This window comes from Sporosarcina sp. FSL K6-1540 (assembly GCF_038620285.1).
Classification (GTDB): domain Bacteria; phylum Bacillota; class Bacilli; order Bacillales_A; family Planococcaceae; genus Sporosarcina; species Sporosarcina psychrophila.
In genome coordinates this window covers 3,897,584-3,923,734 of the sequence record NZ_CP152018.1, presented here as the reverse complement: position 1 = coordinate 3,923,734, position 26,151 = coordinate 3,897,584, and the positions used below count along the sequence as shown (strand labels likewise).

Below are 26,151 nucleotides of genomic sequence, written 5' to 3'. Positions count from 1 at the left end.
TGAAAAGTGAGAAAATTGACATTAAATCATACTATACGTTTTTGGATTAAGCTGCTGTTGCAGTAACTAATGATATACTTCGAAAATCTTAAAGCCATTTCAATTCTCTGCTCATCAGAAGTGAAAAACTCGATCCCAGCACCTTTACGAACATTTATTGCTTCCTTAATTATCTGATGCCATTCCTGTGGTAGATGCAGCAATCCATACTCGCCAGCACCAAGTTTTGATAGTACGTTATGTTCTTTTAAGGTATAATATTGGCGTAACAATCCGAGAATCGACCATTCAATTTCAAAATCAATCTCTTCAGCTGATAGATGAAGTAACTGTCCCAATGAACTCTCAATTCTTTGGATCCGTTGTGCCCAATACGTATTCATATTTTCATGTACATAAGAAACTAAGAGCTGTGGATCAACTTCAAATCTTAGCGCAGTTGGTTCTGGACCTAAAATGCTAATTCCATTCGTTTTCAGTATCCACCAAGTGATAGAGTTAAAATAAGCACCATAACTCAATTCACCATCGTTATAGAAAGGATAAATATTATCATCAGCTTCTAGTTTACCAATATCCTCCCAAAGAACATAGACTCCATCCATTTCTGGTTTTTGATAGTTACTGGCAATAATACTATGAATTTCGGCTAATACTTCCACTTCTTCTCCTGACAAACGGCGATTTATTATTGCAATAAAATCAATATCACTTGAATCATTCACATAGGCATTCAGTGCAATTGATCCTTGGATATAAAATCCTTCGAGTGTGTTTGGTAAACGCTCATGAAACAAGGCGATGTAGTCCTTTAGAATGGTCTGTACAACAACTGGTAATTGCTGCATCAAGTTCTCCCCTTAATAAAAATGCATAATTCTCCACTAGTACAATGAATCCTATTTACTGTGTTTTAAATAAACAATATCTCCATTTTTCGTCACATCAAAAACTTCGTTATCTTCTGAATATAAAATTTCCACATTGTCTGCAGAATCTGTACCTTCAAAGAATATCCCAAACTTATTACTCTCAGGATAGCCATATAGATAACAAACCACTTTTCCGTCTTTCACGAAAACGATTTGATTCATGCCCTCACTGACTGTTTCACTGATATTCCCCCACTTATATCCTATTATTTCATATATCGTTTCTTTTGAAAAATATGGAACGAATGAATAAACTTTATCCCATTCAAATGGGATAAATGTGGTCAAATTCACTTTTTTATTAGTTGCATTTTTTGATAAAATTTCATTTTTAAGCAATTTAAAATTAGAATCTCATATATCTTCTTTAAAAGGATTCATAACGAGTAAACTTACACATACAAGCAAAAACATTAAAATAACAACATATTTCCTTTGCTTCATAGTACATATCCCCCCTTTGTCAATGGGTTGCAAATTACTTCCATTAGTTAGACGAGCAGTATGACAAAAGGTTCAAATTATTAGCAAAATACAATAAAAGCTGCGCCGATTTAATACTAGAGAGGAGCCGGATTTCGATGTATCTTAGAATTAGGCTCCTTTCATTTTCTAACTTTACACACATACACCATAGAAGTACTTTTCACATTGAGCTCATTTTTATCCCAATCACCATATACCTGTAAGATCTCAAACCCATTCTCTTTAAGCACTCTTTCCATTTCGAGTGGAAATGAATAGCGTAATGAAATGCCATCTTGCTCTTTAGCAATTAAGGTTTCTCCTTGATAAATTTGTCGATCAGTATGGCAATGTAAGATCTGTGTCATCGAATTGTATTCTTCACGGTGAAATTCGATAATTTGATTACCATTATTATCGCTATACAGTTGCTCATATTCATCAACAGCTGCCAACTCGTGTAGTAAAGGATTTCGCGTGTCAAAAATAAAAATTCCATCCTCTACCAGATGTTGTCGGACAGATTGTACTAAGTCATCTTGTACTTCATTCGTTAGGAAATGTTGAAAGGAATTCCCAGTCATAAAAACTAACGAACTTTTGACGGATAAATTCAACTTCGTGCAGTCTTGCAATAAAAACTCAATTAATACCTTTTGTTCTTTCGCCTTTTGCTTTGCACGTTCCAACATACCCTCATGCAGGTCAACACCAACCATTTGAAATCCACGTTTTGCCATAGGAATGGTAAGTCGGCCTGTACCACACGCTAATTCAATAATCGGTTGATCTAGCTTGGCCCATTCTAAAATCAAGTTCAAATCCTTCTGATAACCTTCATATAAGTGGTCATACATTTCAGGATCAGCATATTTCTCAAAGTTTTCTTCAAATACATTCCTACTCATACATTCTTCCCTCCACAATTGCATATTCCAATGGTGTAGCAATAGGAAAGCAACCTTCAAAATTACTTTTCCACAAGGGAGAATTCCCGCAACATTGAAATACGCATAATAAATTCAGATTTAACCTAACAATTTAGACTATAGCTTGAAGGATCGTATACGATCTTGATAAGCCCTTCAAAAAGGTGTCTCTGGGATGGATTAGCCCAATCATCCTCTACATCGGCCATTAACCACATAACCTCATCTAGAAAAACATGCTCTACTGCTTTTTCCCAATAAACGTAATCTAGATCGGTAAGACTACTATATTTTTTATAGCCTTGCAGGAATAATTGCCATTGTTCAGGCGTAAATGGCTTGTCTGGAGCGGTTGATAATTCATTATGAAATAAAAGTAGGGCTAATGCTACATCAAAAATACGTGGAATCCAACTGGCATTATCAGGATCTATTAAATAAGGATCTGGTGTATAGATTAAGTTATTCGCTTTGAAGTCATGTGGAGTGAGTACAAATTGCAAACCGCTATTTTTCAATTCTTCTTGCTGAGTAACTACTTCTACTAATTTCTTTTTCAGTTGAATACCTTCAATTTTAAAATCATATCGTGCAGCGTTTTTTTCTATCTTTTGAACACTCTCTGCCACTTCGTCCACATTAAAATCAAAAACATCATATTCTTCTAATTCAAACGTATTTTCCATGGGCGAAAGGCTGTGTATTTCCCCCAATAGTTTGCCTGCTGCTATGATTTCGTCATTTTTACCGGAATACTGCACTCCCTTAATAAATGGATAAACTACATATGTATCCTCTCCGATTGATTGAGGGTTTTCCACACTTAAACTAACTGGTGTTACCACATTTACTCCATTTTCTTTTAAGTTGGTCGTATACCTCATCAGTCTTTGTGCACGCTCAATTGGTCTCTGTGTTTTCTTAACAATAAAATCATTCATTTCACTGTTAACTCGATATACCGGGGAGAAAGGATAAATACTTTTCGGTTCTTCTTGAGTTTGAAAGCTGAATCTCTTTAAAACTGCTAGTCCATTCATTATGTTTCCCCCCATATCAATTCACTTTGTTGATAGATTTATCGCCTTGAATACTTTCAAATTGAAAATCGCTTTTTGAGTATTCTCGTAGTGTAAGCTCCTTATTTTATAGTGTAGCAAAATCGAAACTAACCATTGAATGTCACTGACTCTTACACGAGTTCAAAGTTTATAAATGCCTTCATTAATTACAGAAAAAATGAGTTGCCGAAACAACTCATTTTTTCATTTCGACTATAAAACTTATATTTACCTCGTAACCATTAATATACCGCCACAATGCGATACGCGATGAAATTCACATTTACAAACATTTTTTAACGATGATTTGATTTCATTGGAGACTAAATAAAACTCATCCTCATCCCAATATTTAATGCTATCATTTCTACAAATTTCAAGCTCCTCACGTGTATGGAATGCAATATCACCAATGAATATTTTCCCATTCACTGAAAGTAGAGGTAGCAAACTCTTGATAAAGGTGATTTTCTCTTCATCCGCAATATGATGCAGCGCATATGTGCTTATAATAAAGTCATACTTATTGACTTCAAAAGAATCAGGTAAGCCCTTGGTAATATCCCACTCCACCAAATTTGCCATTGGCATTTTAGACTGAGCTACCGCAATCATCTGAGTAGAAAAATCTAAACCATCTATGCGATGCCCATTTTCATAAAGTCGACTCGTTAAAACCGCTGTGCCAAACCCTATATCTAAAATGGTTGATTGTTGCTTTTGCATGACCTCATTAAAAATAGTATTCAATATTTTTTTGTATCCAGCAAACGGATACAAATTATTTTCTTCACTTACTTGTACTGTTTGATCATAGTCATTCGCCCATAAATTAAATCCTAGCTGATTTAACATGAATGCTCCCCCTATAATTCGAACGAGCAATCGAGCATTTCTTTTTATTTAAAAATAGTCTTTTTAAATAATTTAATTTACCCGATTAGTCGCCGATCGTTTCCCCTAAGACGTTGCATCGATAGATAATAGTAGTTTTTTTCATAATAAACTCCACCTTTCATAGATACATAGATATTATCATAATATTCCGCATTTTGGAACCACTCAATATGAAATGATTTTTTTGAGGGATATAGCGCAACTCATATTTTGTGAAATAGTTTAGTATTGAAGACTTTCTGACAAAAGATTTAGCCTTATCCAGCATTTGATTTTTCCCATCAACGCTTCCTAGGGAGTAAGCCCTCGATGTTATTAACTTACAACGTTGAATAGCGGTTTAGTTATTGTTATACTCTCGAGCCTTTGCTTATATTGCATTCAATTTTAACTTTTCTAATTCGATCTCAATCTGATTTAAATCGATTCGTTCAAATAAAGGACTTACTTGAAAGGTTTGATATATTGATTTTTCTATGGGTTCCCAAGTAAATGGTGCTAAATTCAACATTGCTTTCACTTTATCACTTGAAAAAGGTAGGAATGGCGATAATAACTGAGCACAATTTGCAATAATATGCACACATGTAAGTAAAATATGCTTGCACTCTTCCCTGTTCTCATGGATTTCTTTCCAGGGTTGTTTTGTATCAAAGTATTTATTTCCGAAACGAATGGTTTCAAAAATCGTTTCAATCGCTTGTTTAAAATGACCTTGTTCAATCAAGTGACCAATCTCACCATATCTAAATTGAATCATTTCTATAATATCTAGATCCAGGTTTCCAGAAACAGCCCCTTCAAATGACTTGTCAATAAACTTCAACGTCCGATTTACGAGGTTACCGTAAGCACCAAGAAGCTCAGAATTATGACTGAAAATGAATTCACGCCACGAAAAATCAGCGTCTCTATTTTCAGGTGCATTTGCAGTTAGAAAGTATCGAATGGAGTCAGGATCATAACTTTCCAAAATGGCGGGAACCCACACAGCCCAGTTTTTGCTCGTTGATAGTTTCTTTTTTTCTAATGTTAAGTACTCGTTTGAAACGATATGTGTTGGAAAAGCGTCCTTTCCAATACCCGATAAAATAGATGGCCAAATAATCGAGTGGAAGGGAATATTGTCTTTCCCATGTACATAGTAAGATACGGTCTCTTCATTCCAAAAAGCTTCATCACTTTGATTAGTGTCAATCGCCCATTGTTGACTGGCCGAATAATAACCTGATACTGCTTCAATCCAAACGTACACTTTTTTATCCTCATAACCTTTTACTGGGACACTAACTCCATTTTGTAAATCTCTTGACACAGCGCGGTCATGTAAACCTTCTGTCAAATATCTTTCTGATAAATGGATGGCATTTTCTCTCCACGCTTTGTTTGCCCGAACCTTCTTAACTTGCTCTTCTAGCTCATGTTGAAATGAACTTAATGAAAAGTAGAAGTGTTCCGTTGCCTTTGTGGTTGGTTCATTGCCACAAATTTTGCATTTACGGTCAATTAAATCAAGCGGATCAAGGATGGTTGAACAATTATCACATTGATCCCCACGAGATGGATGTCCACAGTTCGGACAAACTCCCTCCACATACCGATCCGGTAAAAATTGGTGGTCAAACTCACAATAGGTTTGTTCAATCTCTTTTTTATAAATATATCCATTCTCAAGTAGCTGCAAGAAAATCCGCTGGACAACTTCATGATGTTGTTGACTATCCGTTCTGGAATAAAAATCATAACTAAATCCCAGTATCGCAAAGCTTTCTATAAATTCTTGATGATAGCGATCTGCGATATCTTGAATCGCTAGCCCTTCTTGATTGGCCCTAATCGAAATAGGTGTACCATTACAATCGCTACCAGACACATATAAGACGGATTCACCCTTTAGTCGGTAATACCTCGCTAAAATATCCCCCGGTAACAACGCTGCGATATGACCTAAATGCAATGATCCATTGGCATATGGCCACGCGCCCCCAATTAAAATTCTCAAACCAATTCCTCCTTTTTAGGGCATACAAAAAACCCCGCCACTTATCGTATCGATAAGGACGAGGTTAATATTTCACTCGTGGTACCACCTTAGTTCACAAATAGCTCACGCCACTTGTCTTAGTAAGTACGTCGCTACAAATCCTGCGAGTATACTTTGACATTTGTAACAAGTGCCAAATCTTGTTGCAGCCTACTCATCCGCGGATTTTCAGTGCAAAGCTCGGAGATCATGTTCATCAGACTAGTTTGCTTCATTTCCACCAACAGAAGCTCTCTATATAACATCGTCTCATTACTTTTCCTCGTCATTGCCGTTTGATATAAGGTTTGAATTGATTATAGAGAAGTGTGTGTGTAAATGCAAATAATAAATAAACGTATTTCGTGGTCATGTTAACCATACTTGTATCACAACGTCAGCGATACACTACAGTGGATTATTACAAGTAAAGGTGTCACCATGCATTACATATGGGATTTGTGAATAATGAGTTGCCCCAAAAATTATTTCGATTGTAAAACTTAATCTAGTTACTTTTATGTAAGTTATTTCCTCATTTAGACTATGCCATTTTGAGAACTTATATTCATTGTAATTATAATGTATTCTGTATAATTATATTTAAAATCTCTAATTTATCCAAGTCCTTATTGTTATTTTTTGTTCTTCTATAGCCATCTTCTAGCGATTTATTATAGACTTTAACGAAATCCAAAATCGTAGGTAAATAGTATTCTGAACCAGCATCTTCAAATAGGTTTAAACTTGTATAATCTACATCCGCAAATTCCAATAAATCTTCCGTAAAAGCAAACCCAATTTTAATATCATTTTTAATAAATTCATGTTCCTGTAAGTTAACCATTCTATAGCCTAGCTGTTCCATGGTATGTTGGAGAAATTTCCATTTTTCTTCTAAATAAGTTAAGGGCACAAGTATATCAATATCTTGAGGAGAAAAGTCGATATTTGTTACTTTTCCAAGACCTAATGAACCATATAAGACGGGTACAATGTCTAACTGTTGGTTTAATAATCCAGAAATACATATAAATTCTTCATATAAATAATGTTCTCTATTCATAATTTCCCCTTCTATCAGTCAAAACTATATTTATATATAGTAGTAACTTTCACTCGTTTTTTTTGCACAGAAATCGATTCGGTATTAAAGTTATTTATCATCTTTTGGTGAAAATTTAGCACTCTATTTTCCACTCCACTCATGAACTAAAATACTGTATAAAAGGGAATCACGCCATCCATCTTTTAGTAGTAAATCCTCACGCATTCTACCTTCTTTTGTCATGCCTATTTTCTCTAGCACCTTTGATGAAGCAACATTTCTTGGGTCGCATGTCGCATAAATACGATGGAGATTAAAATTTTTAAAACTGAATTCAATTAACAATTTCGCTGCCTCTGTTGCATATCCCATTCCCCAAAAATCTGGATTTATAATGTAGCCAATTTCTCCGATTTTATTGCTATAATCTTGGATATTTAACTCAGCTGCCCCAATCATGTTTCCGTTTCCCCTTAAAATTATGGCAAATACAAATCGACTTCTTGGTTTCTTTTTGGCATCTACAATAACTTGTTTTACAAACTCTTCAGATTCCTCCTCAGAGTTTGGTCCCCACGGTTGGTACTGACACACTAGTTGTTGCGATGCATATTTATGAACATCTACCCAATCTTTCTCTTCAATTTCTCGCATTATTACTCTTTCACTTTTAAGATATTCCCCAATCAAAAAAATCCCCATATCTAACTTTCCCACTCTCCTCTTCGTCAATTTTAATAAGGTTCAAGTCATTTTTTATTTAAAGGCTTGGAACCTTGTCAGTTCCTCTTCAATTCCATTCATAATGTCAGATGCTCCTGTTGACTTGTTTGAGCATACAACAACTATTTGAGATGAATTGGGAAAATAAGCGGAGTGAAAGCTAACTCCAGGATCATAGCCCATTACATGATACTTAAATACACCTTTTTCATTTTTCTTAATCCATATGCCATATCCATAAAAGCTATCTTCATCGACTTGAGTATGAGCCGTGAGTAACTGATTGGTTAGTACCTCATGTAGAAGTCGATGGTTCATCAAGGCTTCCCATAGCCTAACCATATCTTTTGCTGTTACATATGCTCCGCCATCCGAACCGCCTTTTACTGGTAGTGAATAAATATTCGTTTTCCATGTTCCGTCTGAATTATCTATATACCCTAAAGCAGTCCCTTGCGGAAGAGCATCAAACGCAAAGTATCCTGATTCTAACATGCCGACTTCTTTAAAAATACGTTCTTCAACGTAGTCAGTAAAGACAAGTCCACTTACTTGTTCAACTATCAAACCTAGCAAAATATAACCTGCATTATTGTAGTGAAACCGCCCTACTTTCGGAGATTTCATTTGCTCATTTTGAAAAAGTGGCAAAAAGTCGCTCAAACGTCTTAAGTGATACATCGGATTTTTGACCCACAGTTCCTCAAAGTCATCCATGACTTCTTCATCGAAATAATCTGGCATTCCTGTAGTATGCGTCAGTAAATGGTGGATGGTTATCTTTTCGTCTAAATATGGAAAATCTAAATCAAGACATTCTCCTAAAGTCGTATCAAAAGATAGTTTTCCTTCTTCTACAAGCTGACAAATTGCAATTGAGGTGAAAAGCTTACATCCAGACGCTATTCCATATCGAGATGTTCTTTGATTTTTTAATTGTTCAGAACGATTGGCATAACCATAGCTTACATCTGCCAAAATCTTTTCCCCATCTTTAACAAATACAGTACCTGAGAAATGATTACTACTTTGAATTTTTGCAATCTGCTCTGTAATTTTTATGTTCACTTTTATTCCCCCACTGTATTTGTTTTAAGTCATATCTTTGCTTCAACGTAAGTTAGATAGTTTATACTCTTTGACAAATTCCTCGTAATCCAATACTTCAATTACGTCTGACCAATGCCTAATGAAAATAACAGGTTTTCCATTCTCCTTGAAATCCTTAATAACATTCTTGATTATTGACAGCCCTCTTAAAAATTACCGAAACTCAAAATTCCATTTGTACATCTATAACTAATAAAGCCTCCATTTTCCACCTAATTTCCTTTGATAGATAACTCTTCTAGAATGATGATAACTTCTCCTGCTATATAGGGGGCCATTCACTGACACTTTTTTGTGAAATCGTGTTAATGCCAATCATCTTTCCAAGGCGGGACCCCCGCCTTATATTCCCGCATTTGTTATACTAATCGTATTAATCATTTAGGGGGTTAAAAACATGGCAAAGTTATTTGAACCATTTACAATACGCGATGTTGAATTTAAAAACCGCATCGTTATGTCACCGATGTGTATGTATTCGAGCCATAACGAAGACGGAATGATTGAGGATTGGCATAAGACACATTACGCCACACGTGCTGTCGGTCAAGTTGGCCTTATCATTGTTGAGGCTACAGCAGTACAACCTGCGGGACGAATTTCCTCACAAGATCTTGGCATCTGGAGCGACGACCATATTGCGGGATTAACAGAAGTGGTCCATCTCATGCAGCAGCAGGGCGCGAAAACGGGCATCCAGCTCGCACATGCTGGACGTAAAGCGACAGTCGACGGCGATATTTATGCACCGTCCGCAATTGCATTCAATGAAAAGTATAAATCGCCTGTTGAAATGACTTTAGACGATATAAAAACGACTGTACAAGCATTCAAGGAAGGTGCAATTCGTGCGAAGAAAGCCGGGTTTGACGTCATTGAACTCCATGGTGCACATGGCTATCTTATTAATGAATTCCTGTCGCCTTTATCGAATAAACGGACGGATGATTACGGCGGCTCTGCAGTAAACCGCTATCGCTTGTTACGTGAAATTATCGAAGTAGTTCGCACTGTTTGGCAAGGTCCCTTGTTCGTCCGAATATCTGCACATGATTATACTGACGGAGGCATGACGTCCATTGCGTACATTGAAATGGCGAAGTGGATGAAAGAGCAAGGCGTCGATCTAATTGATGTTAGTTCCGGAGCGGTCGTCCCAGCCGCAATTGATTCATTTCCTGGCTATCAAGTGAAATTTTCGGAAACAATTAAAGATGGTGCCGATATATTAACGGGCGCAGTTGGCCTGATCACAACTGGTATCCAAGCAGAAGAAATCTTGAAAAACGGCCGTGCCGATATGATTTTGCTGGCACGCGAACTATTGCGCGACCCGTACTGGGCATATACAGCGGCAAAAGACCTTCGTGTTGAGATCCAGTCGCCGAAACAGTATGAGCGAGGCTGGATGTTTTAAATAAGTTATCCTGCCAATATTGGACAGTAATTTATAAATGAAAAAGTAGTAGTGCAAACCCTGGCACGGGTTCGCACTACTACTTTTTTAGTGATATGCCTGTAGAGTATCCTCTTAGGTATCTACCAATAGTAAATATAATTTATTCACCTACTCGAGATATAAAATTCGTGGAAACTTCACGAACCAGATAAAGTATTTGTCTAACTCATTCAATTCTACGTAGTAGTTCCAAATATCTCCTAATGGAGTTATATAACCTTTCTGAGTGTTCACCAAAAATAAAGGTAAAGGTTATAACTTTGTAGAATATTGTCTATTAAACGAAAATGTTTGAAGGGATTGAGATAAATGCAGAAGTTAACGACTAGTGTTAAACAAGTACAAGAGAAACTATTGGAATTAGGACATCCAAACGAGGTCGTCAAATTGACAGACAGCGCTCGAACTGCTCAAGAAGCGGCAGATGCCTTAGGGTGTGAGGTCGCGCAGATTGCTAAATCGATTATATTCAAACTAAAAAGTACAAATGAGCCGCTATTAGTTGTTGCGAGTGGAATCAATCGCATTGATGAGAAGCTAGTTGCTCAAACGCTAAATGACAAACTAGGTAAAGCAGACGCTGATTTTGTCCGTGAATCCACAGGATTTGTTATTGGCGGGGTTCCCCCATTAGGGCATAAAAACTCTGTACTAACCTTAATTGACGAAGACCTTTTCAAGTATGAAACGATCTGGGCTGCTGCTGGACATCCGAAAGCAATATTTCAATTAACACCAGATGAACTCGAGAAAATGACAAATGGACAAGTTATTTCTGTAAAATAATGTTTGATACATACACTAAACCCGATTCTTCCTGCAATAGGAAAAATCGGGTTTCAGCTTACATATTTTCACATAAGATATTGCTATGTTCAAGTAGATGTAACGGCTGAAAAGCACCTATATCACTCTGAATTCATGTTTAGTCCCGAATAACTTCACCGTTTTTCCATTCGAACCGTGAGAAGTCTTCCGCAATATGGAGTGCAGGGAAAATGGCTTCCCCTTGTTTTTGCAATTGCGCCACGTCGCTAGGCATGAAACGGGCACTAATATGATTTGCAATAAGCGTTTTAGCTCCTGCTTCTTGCGCTACCCGTGCTGCATCCCCGATTGTTGAATGGCCATATTCTTTCGCCAGATTTCCCGTATCTATATCGAACGTAGCCTCGTGAACGAGAATGTCCGTGTCTTGCGCCAGTTCAACAGCGGCACTACAATAATTTGTATCACCAAGAATGGCAACTATAAATCCTTCTTGCGGTTCCCCGGTGACGTCCGAACTGGCAACAACTCGCCCGTCCTCCAATATCACATCTTCTCCGCTCTTCAACTGTTTCAGTAGCGGACCGTTTGGTACACCCGCTTCTTTCGCTTTGGTGATGAGTAACTTTCCTGGAAGAGGCTTTTGCTCAATCCGATAACCTAAACACGGGATAATATGCTGTAAACTTTTCGCAGTTACACGGTAATCGGCATCTTCAAAAACAACGCCTTCCCCGATTTCATGAACAATTAGCTCATAGTTTAAATGCGTATTGGTTACGCGCAACGTTGTCTTAATCCATTCATTCAACCCAGTTGGCCCATAAATGTCAAGTTGCTCCTCGCCACCAAGGAATGAGCGCGAGCCAATCAATCCGGGTAATCCGAAAATATGATCGCCGTGCAAATGCGTGATAAATATCTTGCCGATTTTCCGTGGTTTTAGCGATGTATGTAATATCTGGTGTTGCGTCGCTTCCCCACAATCGAATAGCCAATAACCGTCCCCTTCGGCCGATAAATTCAAAACGACAGCTGACGTATTACGCATTTTGGACGGCATACCCGCCCCAGTTCCTAAAAATTGTAGTTCCATAACGGATATCCACCTTTCATTTCATGCCCCGCTTCACTGTTCCAGGACCGAATTTTTGTTCCAACTGCGAAAGCAAAGTATCCATTGTCTCTTCTTTCGCATGTTTTTCAAAGTTATAAATTGATAGCTGTTCATGCAGTTCATTCATCATAACCACATTTGATATGGTAATACCAAGAAGACGAATTGGTTCGCCATCCCAATGCCTTGTAAATAAATCAGCAGCTTCTTTATAAATATCTTGTTCTTTATAAAGTGGATTAAGGACCGTCCTGCTTCGAGAATGATTACGCCAGTCTGCTGTACGTATCTGGATCATGACGACTGTGCCGGCTAATTGTTTAGTATCAAGACGGGCCGCTACTTTGGACGCCAACCATTTGAAAACCTTCAGGCATTCATCCAAATCAGTTTCATCTACCGGTAATGTCGTTGAGCTGCCGAAACTTTTTCGTTCTTCAGCAGCTTCAGGGTCTACAAGACGGTGGTCAATACCATTTGCACGTTCATGCAGTCGGATGCCGTGTTTCCCAAAAGACGATTTTATGGTGATCTCATCTGTTTTTGCCAAATCCCCGATTGTGAAAAGGCCCAACTCATTCATCTTTTTCTCTGTACTCTTCCCAATTCCATGCATTTCAATAACCGGAAGTGGCCACAAGATAGATTCAATTTCCCTCTTTCGTAAAATCGTAATACCCATCGGTTTTTTCATATCTGATGCAGTCTTCGCAAGAAACTTATTCGGCGCGATACCAATCGAACACGGTAAGTCCAGTTCCTGTAAAAGGCGTTGTTGCATAGCTGATGCAATATTTACAGCATTGGTCAATCCACCAATCGTTGTAATATCGATATACGCCTCATCAATTGACACCGGTTCTACAAGGTCAGTAAAGGTTCGTAACAAGTCGAAAACTGCAGACGAAGCGATTCGATATTTTTCGAAATCGGGCGGGACAATTACCAGATCCGGACATAGCCGTTTCGCCTCACCGACGGTCATCGTCGTGTAAATGCCAAACGATCTTGCTTCATACGAACACGTCACGAGAATGCCTTTCCGTGCTTTTGGATTACCGGCAACCGCCATTGCGATACCTTTCAAGGAAGGGTCATGCGCTTGTTCGACGGATGCGAAAAAACTATTCATATCCAGATGAAGAATGACCTTTGCTTGTGAATCACTAACCGTCGTCAAGACATATTCCCCTCCTTCACTTTAATACTACTTATGTAGAAATAAAGAATGCCATTGAATTCGCTCAGGTGCAAGGGGGATATCTCCCGCCCTAAGCCAAGCAGCTTTGCCACCATTCTTAGGGCCTCGTCTACCCCATTTAAGGCGTCTTCAGTTAGGTTATTTAGTATTCATTTGTTTAATATATTTAATTATAACATGCAAAAACCGGACAGATGGCACTGCCCGGCTTACAGGTTACTTTTCTTGTGCTAGTTGTGCTTCCACATACTCGCCGATTTTATCCATCCCAGCAAGCGTTTGGGATAAAATCTCAGGATCGACAACGGTAATCATTCGGTTTTCTAAATTTGCAACTGTCGTGAAATAAGGTGTTCTTGAGTACGCAATAAGCCCCGAGGAAGTTAAAGCACTTTCTGGAATATCAAGAATTTCTTTCGCATTCAGTACAAGTAAACCAATGTATAAACTGCCAGTTTGAACTACAACAACACGTGCATCTTCATATCCTTGTGCAGTTTTACCATAGAGAATCTGTTCAAAATCCAGAATTGGAACAAGTTCCCCACGAATCCGCATAAGTCCGAGCATATATTCAGGAAGATGTGGGATCGGGTTTATTTGTTCAAGACGCTCAATTGACACGACAGTATCAACAGCAATCGCGTATTCCTCGTTACCACATTGGACAATAACTGCTTTTAAATCACTCATCCTTTTCCCCCCTTTACTTATTTGCCGTTACATGGATGATTTCAAGCAAGAGTTCTGTCAGCTTGTTCAACTCATCAACAGGCATCCGCTCATTTTTCGTGTGAATTTCTTCGTAACCAACAGCTAGTGTAACTGTTGGAATACCTGCGCCATTGAATACATTACCGTCACTTCCACCGCCGCTAGTTATTAACTGTGGCGTTAGTCCGATATTCTTAATGGCCTTCATCGCCGTTTGCACGACTTCTGCGTCTTCTTCAAAACTAAATCCAGGATACATCAGCTGAACTTCTGTTTCAGCTGTTCCGCCCATTAGTTCAGCAGTCCGCTCAAATGTACGAATCATATGTTCTATCTGTTCATTCAGCTTTTCCTGATTGATAGATCTTGCTTCCGCTAAAATACGAACTTCATCACAGACAATATTCGTTGCTTGTCCGCCTTCAAAGCGTCCGATATTAGCAGTTGTTTCTGAGTCAATACGACCCAGGGACATTGCAGAAATCGATTTAGCCGCGATATTGATGGCCGAAACTCCTTTTTCAGGTGCAACGCCAGCATGTGCTGTTCTGCCATGGATTGTCGTCCATAATTTTGCTTGGAAAGGTGCAGCAGTTACGATACCGCCAACTTTTTGGTCACTGTCGACAGCATAGCCGTATTTCGCCGTAATCAATGATGCATCCATTTCTTTCGCACCGACTAGGCCACTTTCTTCACCTGCTGTTATAATGAACTGAATAACGCCGTGTGGTTTACCACTTTCTTTCAAAGTACGTGCCATTTCAAATAGGGCCGCAATTCCTGCTTTATCATCTGCGCCAAGAATTGTCGTACCGTCAGAATAGACATAACCGTCATCACGCAATTCCGGTTTAATACTTTGACCAGGAACGACAGTATCCATATGACATGTGAAATAAATTGGATCGATGCCTTCAGCAGTCCCTTTCAAAGTCGCAATAAGGTTACCTGCGCCATGTCCAGTGCGATCGTCAGAATCATCTTCCTCAACATCAAAACCGAGTGCTTCCATTTTTAGTGTTAAAACATCAGCAATCGCCCGTTCGTTTTTCGTTTCAGAATCAATTTGTACGAGTTCCAAAAATTCTTCTAGTAGTCTTTGTTTATTCATTTAAAGCATCCCCTTAATTATAACGGTATATTACCGTGTTTCTTCTTCGGTCTAGTCTCTTGCTTGTTGCGCATCATGTCAAGTGCTTGCAATAGTTTAATGCGTGTTTCACGAGGATCAATAACGTCATCGACCATGCCGTGTGATGCCGCAACGTAAGGATTTGAGAATTTCTCTCGATATTCCTCGATTTTTTCTGCGCGCATCGCTTCCGGATCGTCGCTATTGGCAATTTCTCTGGCAAAGATGATATTCGCAGCGCCTTGCGCACCCATAACTGCAATTTCAGCATTTGGCCATGCATAGACAATATCCGCTCCGATTGATTTAGAGTTCAGTGCTACATAAGCACCGCCAAATGCCTTGCGTAGGATAACCGTTATTTTTGGCACAGTTGCTTCCGAATAAGCGTACAAAATTTTTGCACCGTGGCGAATTATACCACCATGCTCCTGTTTAATGCCCGGGAAGAATCCAGTTACATCTTCAAAAGTAATGATTGGAATATTGAAAGAGTCACAGAATCGGATAAAACGTGCAATTTTATCGGATGAATCAATATCAAGGCCACCCGCCATTACTTTCGGCTGATTACAAACGAGTCCGACCGGTTCCCCTTTCATACGGGCCAATCCGACGACAGCATTTCTTGCAAATTCAGCTTGAACTTCCATGAAGGAATCCGTATCAACGACTTGTTCGATAACCTTCCGAATGTCATATGGACGAATGGTTTCATAGGGCACAACATCAGCCAGATTTGCACGGTAATCATCAGCTTCGTCATAAGCAGCGACTGGCGGTTTTTCTGTATTGTTTTGTGGTAAATAAGCAAGTAATTTGCGGACATTTTCGAGAACAGTCTTCTCATCTTTACCACGGAAATGGGCATTCCCGCTGATTGAGTTATGTACTTTCGAACCGCCGAGGTCTTCAGACGAAATCTTCTCCCCAGTAACCGTCTCAATTACTTTCGGTCCAGTGATGAACATCTGGCTTGTTTCATCCGTCATGAATACAAAGTCCGTGATGGCTGGCGAATAAACTGCGCCACCTGCACAAGGCCCAAGAATGACTGATATTTGTGGAATAACACCCGAGTAGATAGCATTACGGTAGAAAATTTCACCATAACCGTCAAGTGAGACGACACCTTCTTGAATGCGGGCTCCACCCGAATCATTCAGTCCGATGAATGGTGCACCATTTTTAGCAGCGAGATCCATGACATTGGCGATTTTCATGGCATGCATTTCCCCTAGCGCTCCTCCAAAAACAGTAAAGTCCTGTGAAAATAAATATATTGGTCTACCGTTAACTTTCCCGTAGCCAGTTACCACGCCATCGCCTGGGCCGACTTGCTTGTCCATCCCAAAGTCCCGCGTACGGTGGATAACAAACGGATTTAATTCAACAAATGAATTCGGATCTAGCAGCAAGTCAATTCGTTCCCTTGCGGTCAACTTCCCTTTTTCATGCTGTTTAGCAATTCGCTCGTCTCCGCCACCAAGTTCAATCACTCTTTTTCTATCATATAATTCATTGATTTTATCATAGATATCCATTTTGTCAGTCCCCTTTGCCGCTTTTATCGCATAGCTCATACAATACGCCGAATGATGATTTTGGATGGAGGAACGCCACATCCGCTCCACCAGCACCTGGTTTCGGTTCTTCTTGCAGTAACTGAACGCCTTTTTCCCGCAGTTCAGCCATCCTTGAACGAATATCCGTCACACCGAATGCGATATGATGAACCCCTTCACCACGTTTTTCGATGAATTTCGCAATTGCTCCATCTTCCCCCAGTGGTTCCAATAACTCAAGCTTAATATTCCCAGCGTCAATGAACGCGACGCGCACGTTCTGACTTGGGACCTCTTCAACTGCTAAAAGCGTAAGCCCGAGCGTATGTATGTAATAGTCTATTGATACATCGATACTTTTGACAGCGATTCCAACGTGGTCTACTTTTTGCATAACAATTCCCCCTCCCCCTATTGTACATTTTACCTCATTAAACGGCTAGATGTTGTGATATTCATAAATTCTGTTAAAATAGAATTATAAAGCTTAAGGAGTTTTGACTAATGAGCAATCGTAAAGTACAGAAAGTCGTTGTTTTGGTAATGGTTGGAGCAATGCTTGCTTCAAGTGTTATGTTCGGTCTTAGCATGATCATGTAAAAGCAAAAAACAGTCCGTATGTGCAATCTAGCACATACGGACTGTTTTTTGCATTATATGTCTAGCCTAAGTTCATTTTCAGACGCCCAGCACTTTTCTTATAGTTCTTCGCAATATTCCTCAAATTGACTTTGTAGATTTGTCACAACAGACATTGGATCATGTCCTTCGATTTCATAACGTCCAACTTCAGCGACAAGCTTGCCGTCTTTCAGAAGTACGAATGATGGTGATGAAGGCAGGTGATCTTCTCCGAAAAGCATACGTGCTTGTGCAGTCGCTTCTTTGTCTTGTCCTGCAAACACAGTTACTAAGTGATCCGGACGTTTGTCATAATGCACTGCGTGTGCAGCTGCTGGACGTGCGATACCACCTGCACAACCGCAAACCGAGTTCACCATTACAAGTGTTGTGCCAGAACGTTTAAACGCATCTTCAACAAGCTCAGGCGTTGTCAGCTGCTCATAACCGCTAGCTTCCATCTCTGAACGTGCTTGTCTAAGGATATCATTCATATAAAGATCAAAATTCATATTCATGTTAATCAAACCCCTCTCTATTTACTTCTTTATCATAGCAGGACAGGGAGTTTCCTGCAAAAAATCGATTTCGAAATAATTAATAACCCAAAATGAAACCTTTTCCAGTTTCTTTCGTAAAACTACTAACTACTAATTATTCGACAAGGAGGAGAACGAAGTAATGGAATTCTGGATCATCGGTTCGGTTTTCGTGATGTACTTTCTTGTTATGATTCCAGTTCAATATAGCAATATTGTAGCTACAAAAAAAGAGCTTGAAGAATCTGGTTTAACGCATAACGATACATATGAAGTAATGAGTTTTGAGCAGCAACAGTTACAACTTAATCTACAAGGTAATCTCTTTAATTTACCCGCGACATTAATGGCACAGTATATTTATTTCATGCGCCATCGAGGCAACAAAAAGGTTAAATAGATGAAGGCTGTTGGAAAAGTCAATGTAATTTTCAAAAAGGTAATCCTACCTCAATCTTATCGAGGTTGGATTACCTTTTTTACTGTATGTTTATACTTAAATTTGTCAGTTCGTACACCATGTTAATAGAACCCCCCCCACACGGTTAAGATATCCACTTTGACAAAAAAAATATTTGAAAGAACCAATTGAAATACTGGAACTAAGTGTACGGTTGACTAAGATACTTAAAAAGAATGACATTCACACGCTAGAGGACCTTATCACTGAAGATACCTTTGAACTTGAATGTACGGGTCCGATTTTTAGGAAAGAGTTAGAGGAAGTAATTGACGAGATTATATTAGAAGTTCAATAAAACAAATATAACGAACTTTCCCTAATCTGATTGGTCGTTGTTTTTTTTGCAAACCCTTCTTTCTTTCGGATTCCACGTCCCCATGGACACCCTTGCGTTAGGCTAACTGTTACTTCTGCCTTCAAAGTTCGGGACTTGCACCCTATAGACTACTCCCATGCAGGGCGCACGATAAAAAATCCAACATATTTCTGTTGTGCCGGTACATTATTTTTCTTTAACCAAAGGAATGATTGTCCAATACGTAATAACTCTCCAGATCCATTCAAGTGGGCCCATTTTAAAATAGCGTAGCCAAATCATACTGAACACCATCTGAATGGCACAAATTACTATGCATATATATAAGGTTCCCATATACGAAAGGTTTGCTGATAGATTAAAAACTCTACCAGCAAGTAGAATAAGTGCAGTTTGTCCTACATAATTGGTCAAGGCCATCCGACCATAATGCTTTAGCGGTGAAAGAACAAGTTTTATTACTTTTGATTGTAATAAAAGAAGCAACAATCCTACATAAAATGCTGACAGTACTGGGCCGACCATTATACCGGCTCTCAAAAATTTACTTACCGCGTCAATTGGCCCTTCTTCATCTATAACTATCATACTGAAAAACGGTTCGTAAGGTACTAATTGATACTGTGCATATAAGGCGAATCCACTGAAGATTAACGCGCTTGCTGTAAAGATAAAGAGACGTCTTTTTTCACCAAGGTTTTCAAAAATACGATATTGGCCACAAACCAAGCCCAATAAAATCAATGGAAATGTTAAGAGTAGTTTCTCTCCCATAACTGCAAACACGACAAGCAACATCATGCCTATAGCAAGGTTCACATGCTTGTTTACTTTAAAGAACGGTAATACAAGTAATCCGCATACAGCATAAACTGCTAATGCTTCTCCCGGTTGAAAAAACATATGAACCATCCCAAATACAAATAGAATTACTATTCTACGTAAAAACAATACATATCCATTTTGTTTTTTACTTCGTGCCCGCGTAAGAAAGATATAAAATCCCACTCCAAACAAAAATGAAAAAATGGAGTAAAAACGACCTTCTACAAATAAAAATAAAAATCGTTGATAACTTGCATCTATTGTATGCGGCTCAGGAATACCTATTTGAAGCAAAGCCAATATATTTACCAGAATGATTCCCAACAAGGCGAATCCACGTATATAATCCAATTCCTCAATTCGTTTATTCATTCTATATTTCTCCACTCCATTTCTGATTTCATTGTAGGATAAATCCCAATACCTATCCATCGGTTCGGGTGACGTTTACCTTACAGTTTTGCAACATCTAATAATTCCTGCTAGATCGGCTATTAGATGAAAGTTGGATTACGAATGAAGGAGTTGAACGAACAGCTGGGCACTTTTCTCCAATGTTTAATAGATGTAATTGAACAGCGAGACAGAAATTTGATGCATAATCTGACCCAAACGGTGATGTATGTACATTTACTTCTAATAGACATAACACCCGAATGAGGAAGTATTTAACTTCATTACTCAATAAAAAGCGGCCAACCACAATTAATTCTGTAGAGGGGCCGCTTTTTATTTGGTCTTGTTTAACCTTTCCACAGAAAACTGGACCAATAAAAAAGACCGTCAATTGACGATCTCCTCTTGTTGAACTAAAGCACCACAACTGTAGGCTTTTTCATTTCATATACTGCTTTAAAAATGGCTCAATTCCTGGATAGCTTTCATTTATTACGATGGAGAGCAATTGATTACTGTCGACGATACAGTGCGTCATTAACTGATGTAGGGCTGACGCTAAACATTTTTCAGCATTGATTTCTTCAACTAACTTACACGTTTTTGACTCCAATAATGCTATTACTTTACAATACTGTTCCTCCTTGGCTAAGGAAAGCACTGTATCAACTACATTTTTCTCTTGCACGAGTAGCCGAAGTGCTAAATGTAAGCATTTTTTTTGTGCCTGCAATTTTACCTCATCTACTATGCGGATAATAGGTGGCTCTGGGGGACGTGCATGAAGGAGAGTTTGATCAAAAGCCCAGACGTAAACACCCTCTCGATTATTAAAGTAGCTCGGATCTCCAAACTGTATCACACCACCACAATGCGTACAAACTGCCGTATAGTTTACATAAAACACATCAATCCCTGGCTTTTCCACATTTCTGTACGTCCTATACGGAATAAATACATCATGTGCGCAGAAAAGACAAATAAGCGGTCGGTTCAAAATAGTAATTCGACTTTCCTCACAGCTTAAATCTTCTACCATATCTAATCTACCTGTTTGTAAACGATATTCGTTTCCATCCCTTTCGTTAGTTGTTGGAACTGCTGAATATTACCACAGTCTTTGCAAGTTAAAGACTGCAGTGTTAATTGCTGCTTTTGCTCTTCATCAACAAACGGTACTACATCAATATATACTTCCCGATGACTAAAAATGACACCTTCACAGTGGGTACAGCTTAGCTGTTTACCTACAATCCTTATTTCATAATTACCACGTCTTTTAACCAATTTACGACATCCTCCCTTTTCTAAGCTTCGATAATATCCAAAATCCGCCCTCTGTTTAACTAATTGACTATGTATAGCTTTTCTTCTTCCACTAAACTGCTGTGTTGGTTAAACAAAAACAGTGCATTATTCTCTATTCGTTCTTATTCATTTGAATACCTCTGGAATTTGACAAATAAAAAACATACTAAGATCAGTAGTGCAGACCAAGGCATTGGTTAGCACTACTATTTTTTTATATAATAGAGGTGAAGAATAGGTCGTGGCAGCTTTGGGGTCTTGAATCCGTATAAAAAACCGACCTACTTCACTCCCCTTATTTGAATCAGGTTTAAGTATGTTGGATCCATCGAGATCGTGTATAAGAAATGGGAATCGATAAGGTGAAGGTGAGGTCTTTAAAACACACAAGGAGGGTGAATATGAAACACGTCATCGCATTTGATGTCAGTATGGGAAAGAGCTATATGGTCGTTTATAACGCGCTGAAGAAGTGTGAGTTGGAGAAAGAAATCGAGCACAATCGTCCCGAGTTCATCGAACTCAAAGTTTTGATCGATGACTTAATTGACGGATATGGAGAGCATCCTCACATCGTATTTGAAGCGTCAGGTGTCTACTCAAGGCCTCTGGAACGTTTTATGATAGAGAACAAATACAGGTATTGTCTTTTAAATCCCTTGGAAGCAAAACTCCAATGCGATTCTTTGCGTATGCACAAAACGGATCGAAGTGATGCACATCAATTGGCACTCACACACTTTACGACCGAAAGACGGATTGAAACAGTGTCGGATGATGTTTACAGACAACTGAAACGAATGTCTAGGCATTACAGTGAATTGGACGATGAATTGAGCGTCGCCCGGAGCCGAATGCATAAGGTCATTCAGGAAACCTTTCCTGAGCTCGAGAAGATATTCACAACCAAATCCGAGCTATTCCTGAACGTAGTACAATTATATCCGCATCCAGATCTTGTCATAAATCAATCAAAGACGGTCATTAAAAATCGGATACTTGCCAATACAAATAAACGATTGTCCGTTAAAAAAGCGGAGGAAAAGGCAGTTGAACTACTCAAGGCAGCAAAACAATCTTACCCAGCCGCCTCTTCAACTGATGTACTGTGTGATCAAGTACGTGTATATGCAAAACGATATCAAGAGCTCCTTCTTCAGAAGAATCAATGCATCGACAAAATGGAGTCCCTTGCCGAGGAACTTAAAGAATATGAAATTTTACGTAGTCTCCCTGCTATTGGAGCGAACACGGCCGTCCGAATCATAGCGGAAATTGGCGACATTCGTAGGTTTGACAACAACAGACAGCTAAACGCATTCTTGAAATCAAGATGACTCATCTTATAGGTGATCGGTTTGAAATTAGCATCCAACATAACCTTGCCCGTTTCCGGATGCCGTTGTTCCATCTCGATACTTCCGAACTCTACAAAGTCTGTTATGTCTGCAAAGGCTATTTGAATGTACTTATTCAACACATCCATCGCGGTAATGAAGACTTCCTGGTGCATTTCACCTTTCAGTCTTCTGACTTCGACTGCCACCTTAACATTTCTAAGCAACCGACTTCCATCGACGTGAGCACTATTTCTTGCATACCCACCCTTGATAGCTGCCATTGTCGCGTTAAAGCTTTTAATGTAGTAAATACAAAAAAGCCTCTGCTTATCGGTTAAATCATCCGTCTCGACAAACACTTCTTTGACTACCTTTTTCGTTGCGTCGCGCTTCACGTTTTCTCTTGACTATTTTTCTCGATTCTTTCTACTGCGAATGGTGGAATCTTTCACGCTATGCTTTCCGCTAAATCATTGAATGATATTTCACTTGTTTCCCACTCTTTCTGTATCTCTTCCCAGTTTGGCACATCACCGTCCACCTCCGTTATTTTTGGCATAGAAAAAGCACCACGACGGGTGCGAAAATAGATGGATTAGTTCAACATCGAGTGTCGATAACATTCTACAAGATGATCATTAACCATTCCTATTGCCTGCATGTATGCATAAATGGTTGTAGAGCCTACAAATTTGAATCCTAGTTTTTTTAAGTCCTTGCTGATCAGATCTGATAATTCCGTTGACGCAGGAACATCCGATATTTTAGTCCATTTATTTTTAATCGGCTCATGATTCACGTACTTCCATAGAAAAGAATCTAAGCTCCCATATTCATCAATTAATGATAAATACGCATTAGCATTTGTAATGACAGCATTAACCTTTAACTTATTCCTGATAATACCTGTATTACTCAAAAGTTCATCTATCTTGTCTTGATCATACTTCACGATTATCTTAGGATCAAAAAAATCAAATGCCTCATTTATAGTTTCCCGTTTTTTCAGAATCGTTATCCAGCTTAAGCCCGCCTGTTTACCTTCTAAAATAAGTAGCTCAAACAGTTTATTTTCGTCATGAACGGGAACCCCCCACTCATTATCATGATATTCTCTTTCAGTTGTATTCGTTTCAGCCCAACTACATCTACTAAACGGAATTTCATTACTCATTAGAATCACAACCTTACTCATTTAATTATATTTGTCCAAAAATTTATTAACATGCATTACTAACACTTGGAATAAACAGCTATTTATTCCCTCAATATATAACCCCTCCACATGACATCATTCGTCATAAAAAGGGGAAACCCTCTATTTATCTCTCGTATGTATCGGGGCTAGTAAGAGAGGTTATATCGCTCGCACGCACCCCTTAAATGCTCCATATCCCCCGCATCAAGCGCCATATCAGTCTGTAACAACAACATGTCCTCGTCCGTGATATCCGTTTCAATACTCGGATGATGTTCCAAATATTGACGGAATATCTTGGATCCTTCCGACATCTCAGCCATAAGTTTTCGAGAGTTGATTTTCCCCATTTTCCCTAAAGCATTCGCACACTCAGCGATCGAAAAGCTCTCCATCAATCTTTTAAACTTTTCACGTTCATGGTCGTTGTTCATCCTTCTCCACTCTTTCTGAGTCATATGACAAATGAGTTTTGATCCAATAATAATTTAGAAGTAGTCATCAATTACACCTGATTTTTATTTTATTATTGGTAAAAATCTAAATTAATATGAAAATAAAGCACTTTTGAAATTTTATTGACATGTATATTTTCTACCTTCGTTATAGATACTAAGATAAAATCGGGAGGTACAAACATGACCAATAAAAAACTTGAAGATATGGACAATCAAATTGAAACAGTAAGAAAGCAACTCAACAAACTAGCTAAGGAGAAAGCTCTATCTGACCCAATAGTCGTTGAAACAAGCCAATTGCTTGATTTATTATTAAATGAATACGAACGGTTGAAAAATAAAGATTTATGAATCATCCATAATTCCTCCTCTTCAATTCACCATGCCGAAATATCCCAATCCGATTAGACTTCGTAAACCAAACCTCGTACGGCTGTCTGGGCAAAACCTTTATAACCCGTCCCTCATGCGATTTGAGATAGTAATAATCCTCAACCTCTTTCTTCTCCACATTGACGACGAGTTCAACCATGTCACCAAGCCCAAACGCTATTGTTGGCACCGTATCAAAAATAGTGAGTTTCTGCACCACTACTATCCCTCCTTCACAAAATGTTTGGCATACCATACTGCTGATTATTTTACTTTCGTTTTAAATCCGCACCAAAGGTAATTTAATGCATTAAATTACAATGAAGCTCTTTTAAAATGACTAAGTTATGGAGGCGAAAAAATTGAATCCAAATAATCTTGAAGATCATCTTAGTGATAAACTCGCCTTTGTGGGATCAGCGATTTCCACAATTGGTGATGCTATTTCAACCATTGCAGCAATTATGTCATTAGAAGAATCAATACTCGATGATGTCCAGCAACAACAAGATCAAAAAGAACAAGATCAGAAATTCCAAAAGATGCAAAAACAAATTGACGTCTTGACAAGTGAATTATCAAAAATTAAATCCTGATTTTTTGAGCAATCAATAATCACTTTGTTCATCTATGAATAAATCTTTCACTCCCATAAGACAAGGTCCATATTTTTAGTCTTACTCATACACTGAGTAAATGAGCTGATTACAAAATGAATCAAAGTTCCATGCAATCTTCCCCAAATAAAGAAGTTCTAAATGATATTTCGAAAGCAATTAATGGTGAGTACACAGCAATTTACTGCTATGAACTATTAGCGAACCAGGCTCCAAACAACGAAATAAAAAAACGCATTCTTGAAATTAGAAGTGATGAAATCAGACACTACGAAACCTTTTGGCATCTTTATATTTCTTTAACAGGAAAAAAACCTTCTCCTCAAATCACAAAACAATGTCCTGCCGATTATAGAAGTGGGGTACTCGCTGCATTTATAGATGAACAGGAAACCGTTGACTTCTATCACGATATTTCAAGAAATACCGATAACCCAGTTATTAGAGACGCTTTTACACGGGCCTCAGCTGACGAACAAAATCATGCCGTTTGGTTTTTATATTTTATGAATAATTATTAACAAAGCCAAAATCGATCATTATGTCTATTG

At 38.5% G+C, this 26,151-nt stretch carries 29 protein-coding genes, 1 pseudogene and 1 other annotated feature; of the genes and pseudogenes, 8 read left to right on the top strand and 22 right to left on the bottom strand.

Going from position 1 to position 26,151, the window contains the following annotated elements:
- Positions 1 to 26: 26 nt before the first annotated feature.
- The 9 genes from MKY15_RS18435 to MKY15_RS18395 form a co-directional block, all read right to left on the bottom strand.
- Complete coding sequence (locus MKY15_RS18435; RefSeq protein WP_342538199.1) at positions 27 to 848, bottom strand: aminoglycoside adenylyltransferase domain-containing protein; 822 nt, start codon at positions 846 to 848, stop codon at positions 27 to 29.
- A 51-nt stretch (positions 849 to 899) separates the two neighbouring features.
- Positions 900 to 1,271, bottom strand: a complete 372-nt coding sequence (locus MKY15_RS18430) for a hypothetical protein (protein ID WP_338652383.1) — start codon at positions 1,269 to 1,271, stop codon at positions 900 to 902.
- A gap of 266 nt (positions 1,272 to 1,537) precedes the next feature.
- Positions 1,538 to 2,305, bottom strand: a complete 768-nt coding sequence (locus tag MKY15_RS18425; RefSeq protein WP_338652385.1) for a class I SAM-dependent methyltransferase — start codon at positions 2,303 to 2,305, stop codon at positions 1,538 to 1,540.
- A gap of 125 nt (positions 2,306 to 2,430) precedes the next feature.
- On the bottom strand, positions 2,431 to 3,366 hold the full coding sequence (locus tag MKY15_RS18420; protein WP_338652386.1) for an aminoglycoside phosphotransferase family protein: 936 nt from the start codon (positions 3,364 to 3,366) through the stop codon (positions 2,431 to 2,433).
- Between the two features lie 249 nt (positions 3,367 to 3,615).
- A complete protein-coding gene (locus MKY15_RS18415; protein WP_342538198.1) occupies positions 3,616 to 4,242 on the bottom strand; it encodes a class I SAM-dependent methyltransferase in 627 nt (208 codons plus the stop codon).
- Positions 4,243 to 4,654: 412 nt separating this feature from the next.
- The gene (metG, locus tag MKY15_RS18410; protein ID WP_338652388.1) at positions 4,655 to 6,286 is read right to left on the bottom strand and encodes a methionine--tRNA ligase; all 1,632 of its coding nucleotides are present in this window, start codon (positions 6,284 to 6,286) and stop codon (positions 4,655 to 4,657) included.
- A 51-nt stretch (positions 6,287 to 6,337) separates the two neighbouring features.
- Positions 6,338 to 6,606 (bottom strand) — a binding site (T-box leader).
- 278 nt (positions 6,607 to 6,884) lie between these two features.
- Complete coding sequence (locus MKY15_RS18405; RefSeq protein ID WP_067209151.1) at positions 6,885 to 7,373, bottom strand: hypothetical protein; 489 nt, start codon at positions 7,371 to 7,373, stop codon at positions 6,885 to 6,887.
- A gap of 123 nt (positions 7,374 to 7,496) precedes the next feature.
- Positions 7,497 to 8,057, bottom strand: coding sequence for a GNAT family protein (locus tag MKY15_RS18400; RefSeq protein ID WP_338656852.1), 561 nt, complete (start codon positions 8,055 to 8,057; stop codon positions 7,497 to 7,499).
- Positions 8,058 to 8,111: 54 nt separating this feature from the next.
- Entirely contained in the window at positions 8,112 to 9,146 is a 1,035-nt protein-coding gene (locus tag MKY15_RS18395; protein ID WP_342538196.1) for a serine hydrolase, read from the bottom strand.
- Between the two features lie 439 nt (positions 9,147 to 9,585).
- Here MKY15_RS18395 and namA point away from each other — a divergent pair, with 439 nt between their 5' ends.
- On the top strand, positions 9,586 to 10,605 hold the full coding sequence (gene namA / locus MKY15_RS18390) for an NADPH dehydrogenase NamA (RefSeq protein ID WP_342538195.1): 1,020 nt from the start codon (positions 9,586 to 9,588) through the stop codon (positions 10,603 to 10,605).
- A 351-nt stretch (positions 10,606 to 10,956) separates the two neighbouring features.
- Entirely contained in the window at positions 10,957 to 11,433 is a 477-nt protein-coding gene (locus MKY15_RS18385; RefSeq protein WP_342538194.1) for a YbaK/EbsC family protein, read from the top strand.
- A gap of 139 nt (positions 11,434 to 11,572) precedes the next feature.
- Here the strand turns inward: MKY15_RS18385 and rnz are convergent, their stop codons facing one another.
- The 6 genes from rnz to mce all read right to left on the bottom strand — a co-directional run bounded on the left by rnz (position 11,573) and on the right by mce (position 17,541).
- On the bottom strand, positions 11,573 to 12,511 hold the full coding sequence (gene rnz, locus MKY15_RS18380; protein ID WP_187044803.1) for a ribonuclease Z: 939 nt from the start codon (positions 12,509 to 12,511) through the stop codon (positions 11,573 to 11,575).
- 16 nt (positions 12,512 to 12,527) lie between these two features.
- Entirely contained in the window at positions 12,528 to 13,712 is a 1,185-nt protein-coding gene (locus MKY15_RS18375) for a DNA polymerase IV (RefSeq protein ID WP_342538193.1), read from the bottom strand.
- Positions 13,713 to 13,949: 237 nt separating this feature from the next.
- Positions 13,950 to 14,426 carry a chemotaxis protein CheW gene (locus tag MKY15_RS18370; RefSeq protein WP_067209139.1) on the bottom strand — a complete coding sequence of 159 codons (477 nt, stop codon included), beginning with the start codon at positions 14,424 to 14,426 and terminating at the stop codon, positions 13,950 to 13,952.
- Positions 14,427 to 14,439: 13 nt separating this feature from the next.
- Positions 14,440 to 15,561, bottom strand: a complete 1,122-nt coding sequence (locus MKY15_RS18365) for a M20/M25/M40 family metallo-hydrolase (protein ID WP_342538192.1) — start codon at positions 15,559 to 15,561, stop codon at positions 14,440 to 14,442.
- 17 nt (positions 15,562 to 15,578) lie between these two features.
- Entirely contained in the window at positions 15,579 to 17,126 is a 1,548-nt protein-coding gene (locus tag MKY15_RS18360; protein ID WP_187044800.1) for a carboxyl transferase domain-containing protein, read from the bottom strand.
- A gap of 4 nt (positions 17,127 to 17,130) precedes the next feature.
- Positions 17,131 to 17,541, bottom strand: a complete 411-nt coding sequence (mce, locus tag MKY15_RS18355) for a methylmalonyl-CoA epimerase (protein ID WP_340764300.1) — start codon at positions 17,539 to 17,541, stop codon at positions 17,131 to 17,133.
- A 110-nt stretch (positions 17,542 to 17,651) separates the two neighbouring features.
- Between mce and prli42 the strand changes: the two genes are divergently transcribed.
- Complete coding sequence (gene prli42, locus MKY15_RS18350) at positions 17,652 to 17,747, top strand: stressosome-associated protein Prli42 (protein WP_156476017.1); 96 nt, start codon at positions 17,652 to 17,654, stop codon at positions 17,745 to 17,747.
- A gap of 98 nt (positions 17,748 to 17,845) precedes the next feature.
- On the opposite strand, the gene MKY15_RS18345 is transcribed toward prli42, so the two are convergent.
- A complete protein-coding gene (locus tag MKY15_RS18345) occupies positions 17,846 to 18,286 on the bottom strand; it encodes a BrxA/BrxB family bacilliredoxin (RefSeq protein ID WP_067209130.1) in 441 nt (146 codons plus the stop codon).
- Between the two features lie 163 nt (positions 18,287 to 18,449).
- Here MKY15_RS18345 and MKY15_RS18340 point away from each other — a divergent pair, with 163 nt between their 5' ends.
- Positions 18,450 to 18,707 carry a DUF3949 domain-containing protein gene (locus MKY15_RS18340; protein WP_187044798.1) on the top strand — a complete coding sequence of 86 codons (258 nt, stop codon included), beginning with the start codon at positions 18,450 to 18,452 and terminating at the stop codon, positions 18,705 to 18,707.
- Positions 18,708 to 19,272: 565 nt separating this feature from the next.
- On the opposite strand, the gene MKY15_RS18335 is transcribed toward MKY15_RS18340, so the two are convergent.
- The 3 genes from MKY15_RS18335 to MKY15_RS18325 all read right to left on the bottom strand — a co-directional run bounded on the left by MKY15_RS18335 (position 19,273) and on the right by MKY15_RS18325 (position 21,594).
- On the bottom strand, positions 19,273 to 20,283 hold the full coding sequence (locus MKY15_RS18335; protein ID WP_342538189.1) for a DUF418 domain-containing protein: 1,011 nt from the start codon (positions 20,281 to 20,283) through the stop codon (positions 19,273 to 19,275).
- A 463-nt stretch (positions 20,284 to 20,746) separates the two neighbouring features.
- Complete coding sequence (locus MKY15_RS18330) at positions 20,747 to 21,235, bottom strand: hypothetical protein (RefSeq protein ID WP_187047738.1); 489 nt, start codon at positions 21,233 to 21,235, stop codon at positions 20,747 to 20,749.
- 113 nt (positions 21,236 to 21,348) lie between these two features.
- A complete protein-coding gene (locus MKY15_RS18325; RefSeq protein ID WP_340742077.1) occupies positions 21,349 to 21,594 on the bottom strand; it encodes a hypothetical protein in 246 nt (81 codons plus the stop codon).
- A 422-nt stretch (positions 21,595 to 22,016) separates the two neighbouring features.
- On the opposite strand from MKY15_RS18325, the pseudogene MKY15_RS18320 reads away from it, so the two are divergent.
- Positions 22,017 to 22,937 (top strand): annotated as a pseudogene (locus MKY15_RS18320) (transposase); the annotation flags it as partial.
- Positions 22,938 to 23,550: 613 nt separating this feature from the next.
- Here the strand turns inward: MKY15_RS18320 and MKY15_RS18315 are convergent.
- Positions 23,551 to 24,129, bottom strand: a complete 579-nt coding sequence (locus MKY15_RS18315) for a DNA-3-methyladenine glycosylase I (protein ID WP_067209109.1) — start codon at positions 24,127 to 24,129, stop codon at positions 23,551 to 23,553.
- A 170-nt stretch (positions 24,130 to 24,299) separates the two neighbouring features.
- Positions 24,300 to 24,587 carry a hypothetical protein gene (locus MKY15_RS18310; protein ID WP_342538187.1) on the bottom strand — a complete coding sequence of 96 codons (288 nt, stop codon included), beginning with the start codon at positions 24,585 to 24,587 and terminating at the stop codon, positions 24,300 to 24,302.
- Between the two features lie 204 nt (positions 24,588 to 24,791).
- Here MKY15_RS18310 and MKY15_RS18305 point away from each other — a divergent pair, with 204 nt between their 5' ends.
- Complete coding sequence (locus tag MKY15_RS18305) at positions 24,792 to 24,962, top strand: aspartyl-phosphate phosphatase Spo0E family protein (protein WP_342538186.1); 171 nt, start codon at positions 24,792 to 24,794, stop codon at positions 24,960 to 24,962.
- Between the two features lies 1 nt (position 24,963).
- Here the strand turns inward: MKY15_RS18305 and MKY15_RS18300 are convergent, their stop codons facing one another.
- Positions 24,964 to 25,203, bottom strand: coding sequence for a hypothetical protein (locus MKY15_RS18300; RefSeq protein ID WP_067209103.1), 240 nt, complete (start codon positions 25,201 to 25,203; stop codon positions 24,964 to 24,966).
- A 142-nt stretch (positions 25,204 to 25,345) separates the two neighbouring features.
- Between MKY15_RS18300 and MKY15_RS18295 the strand changes: the two genes are divergently transcribed.
- Together MKY15_RS18295 and MKY15_RS18290 are read left to right on the top strand one after the other, a co-directional pair.
- Complete coding sequence (locus MKY15_RS18295; RefSeq protein ID WP_342538185.1) at positions 25,346 to 25,579, top strand: hypothetical protein; 234 nt, start codon at positions 25,346 to 25,348, stop codon at positions 25,577 to 25,579.
- Positions 25,580 to 25,695: 116 nt separating this feature from the next.
- Positions 25,696 to 26,121: a ferritin-like domain-containing protein gene (locus MKY15_RS18290; protein ID WP_338652401.1), complete on the top strand. Its 426-nt coding sequence runs from the start codon at positions 25,696 to 25,698 to the stop codon at positions 26,119 to 26,121.
- Positions 26,122 to 26,151: the final 30 nt, after the last annotated feature.

Excerpts from the sequence above, each read along its gene's own strand:
- MKY15_RS18435 (WP_342538199.1), bottom strand. The coding sequence starts at position 848 with ATGCAGCAATTACCAGTTGTTGTACAGACCATTCTAAAGGACTACATC.
- MKY15_RS18425 (WP_338652385.1), bottom strand. The coding sequence starts at position 2,305 with ATGAGTAGGAATGTATTTGAAGAAAACTTTGAGAAATATGCTGATCCT.
- MKY15_RS18420 (WP_338652386.1), bottom strand. The coding sequence starts at position 3,366 with ATGAATGGACTAGCAGTTTTAAAGAGATTCAGCTTTCAAACTCAAGAA.
- MKY15_RS18415 (WP_342538198.1), bottom strand. The coding sequence starts at position 4,242 with ATGTTAAATCAGCTAGGATTTAATTTATGGGCGAATGACTATGATCAA.
- MKY15_RS18405 (WP_067209151.1), bottom strand. The coding sequence starts at position 7,373 with ATGAATAGAGAACATTATTTATATGAAGAATTTATATGTATTTCTGGA.
- MKY15_RS18400 (WP_338656852.1), bottom strand. The coding sequence starts at position 8,057 with ATGGGGATTTTTTTGATTGGGGAATATCTTAAAAGTGAAAGAGTAATA.
- namA (WP_342538195.1), top strand. The coding sequence starts at position 9,586 with ATGGCAAAGTTATTTGAACCATTTACAATACGCGATGTTGAATTTAAA.
- MKY15_RS18385 (WP_342538194.1), top strand. The coding sequence starts at position 10,957 with ATGCAGAAGTTAACGACTAGTGTTAAACAAGTACAAGAGAAACTATTG.
- rnz (WP_187044803.1), bottom strand. The coding sequence starts at position 12,511 with ATGGAACTACAATTTTTAGGAACTGGGGCGGGTATGCCGTCCAAAATG.
- MKY15_RS18370 (WP_067209139.1), bottom strand. The coding sequence starts at position 14,426 with ATGAGTGATTTAAAAGCAGTTATTGTCCAATGTGGTAACGAGGAATAC.
- MKY15_RS18365 (WP_342538192.1), bottom strand. The coding sequence starts at position 15,561 with ATGAATAAACAAAGACTACTAGAAGAATTTTTGGAACTCGTACAAATT.
- MKY15_RS18360 (WP_187044800.1), bottom strand. The coding sequence starts at position 17,126 with ATGGATATCTATGATAAAATCAATGAATTATATGATAGAAAAAGAGTG.
- mce (WP_340764300.1), bottom strand. The coding sequence starts at position 17,541 with ATGCAAAAAGTAGACCACGTTGGAATCGCTGTCAAAAGTATCGATGTA.
- prli42 (WP_156476017.1), top strand. The coding sequence starts at position 17,652 with ATGAGCAATCGTAAAGTACAGAAAGTCGTTGTTTTGGTAATGGTTGGA.
- MKY15_RS18345 (WP_067209130.1), bottom strand. The coding sequence starts at position 18,286 with ATGAATATGAATTTTGATCTTTATATGAATGATATCCTTAGACAAGCA.
- MKY15_RS18340 (WP_187044798.1), top strand. The coding sequence starts at position 18,450 with ATGGAATTCTGGATCATCGGTTCGGTTTTCGTGATGTACTTTCTTGTT.
- MKY15_RS18335 (WP_342538189.1), bottom strand. The coding sequence starts at position 20,283 with ATGAATAAACGAATTGAGGAATTGGATTATATACGTGGATTCGCCTTG.
- MKY15_RS18315 (WP_067209109.1), bottom strand. The coding sequence starts at position 24,129 with ATGAGTAATGAAATTCCGTTTAGTAGATGTAGTTGGGCTGAAACGAAT.
- MKY15_RS18310 (WP_342538187.1), bottom strand. The coding sequence starts at position 24,587 with ATGAACAACGACCATGAACGTGAAAAGTTTAAAAGATTGATGGAGAGC.
- MKY15_RS18305 (WP_342538186.1), top strand. The coding sequence starts at position 24,792 with ATGACCAATAAAAAACTTGAAGATATGGACAATCAAATTGAAACAGTA.
- MKY15_RS18290 (WP_338652401.1), top strand. The coding sequence starts at position 25,696 with ATGAATCAAAGTTCCATGCAATCTTCCCCAAATAAAGAAGTTCTAAAT.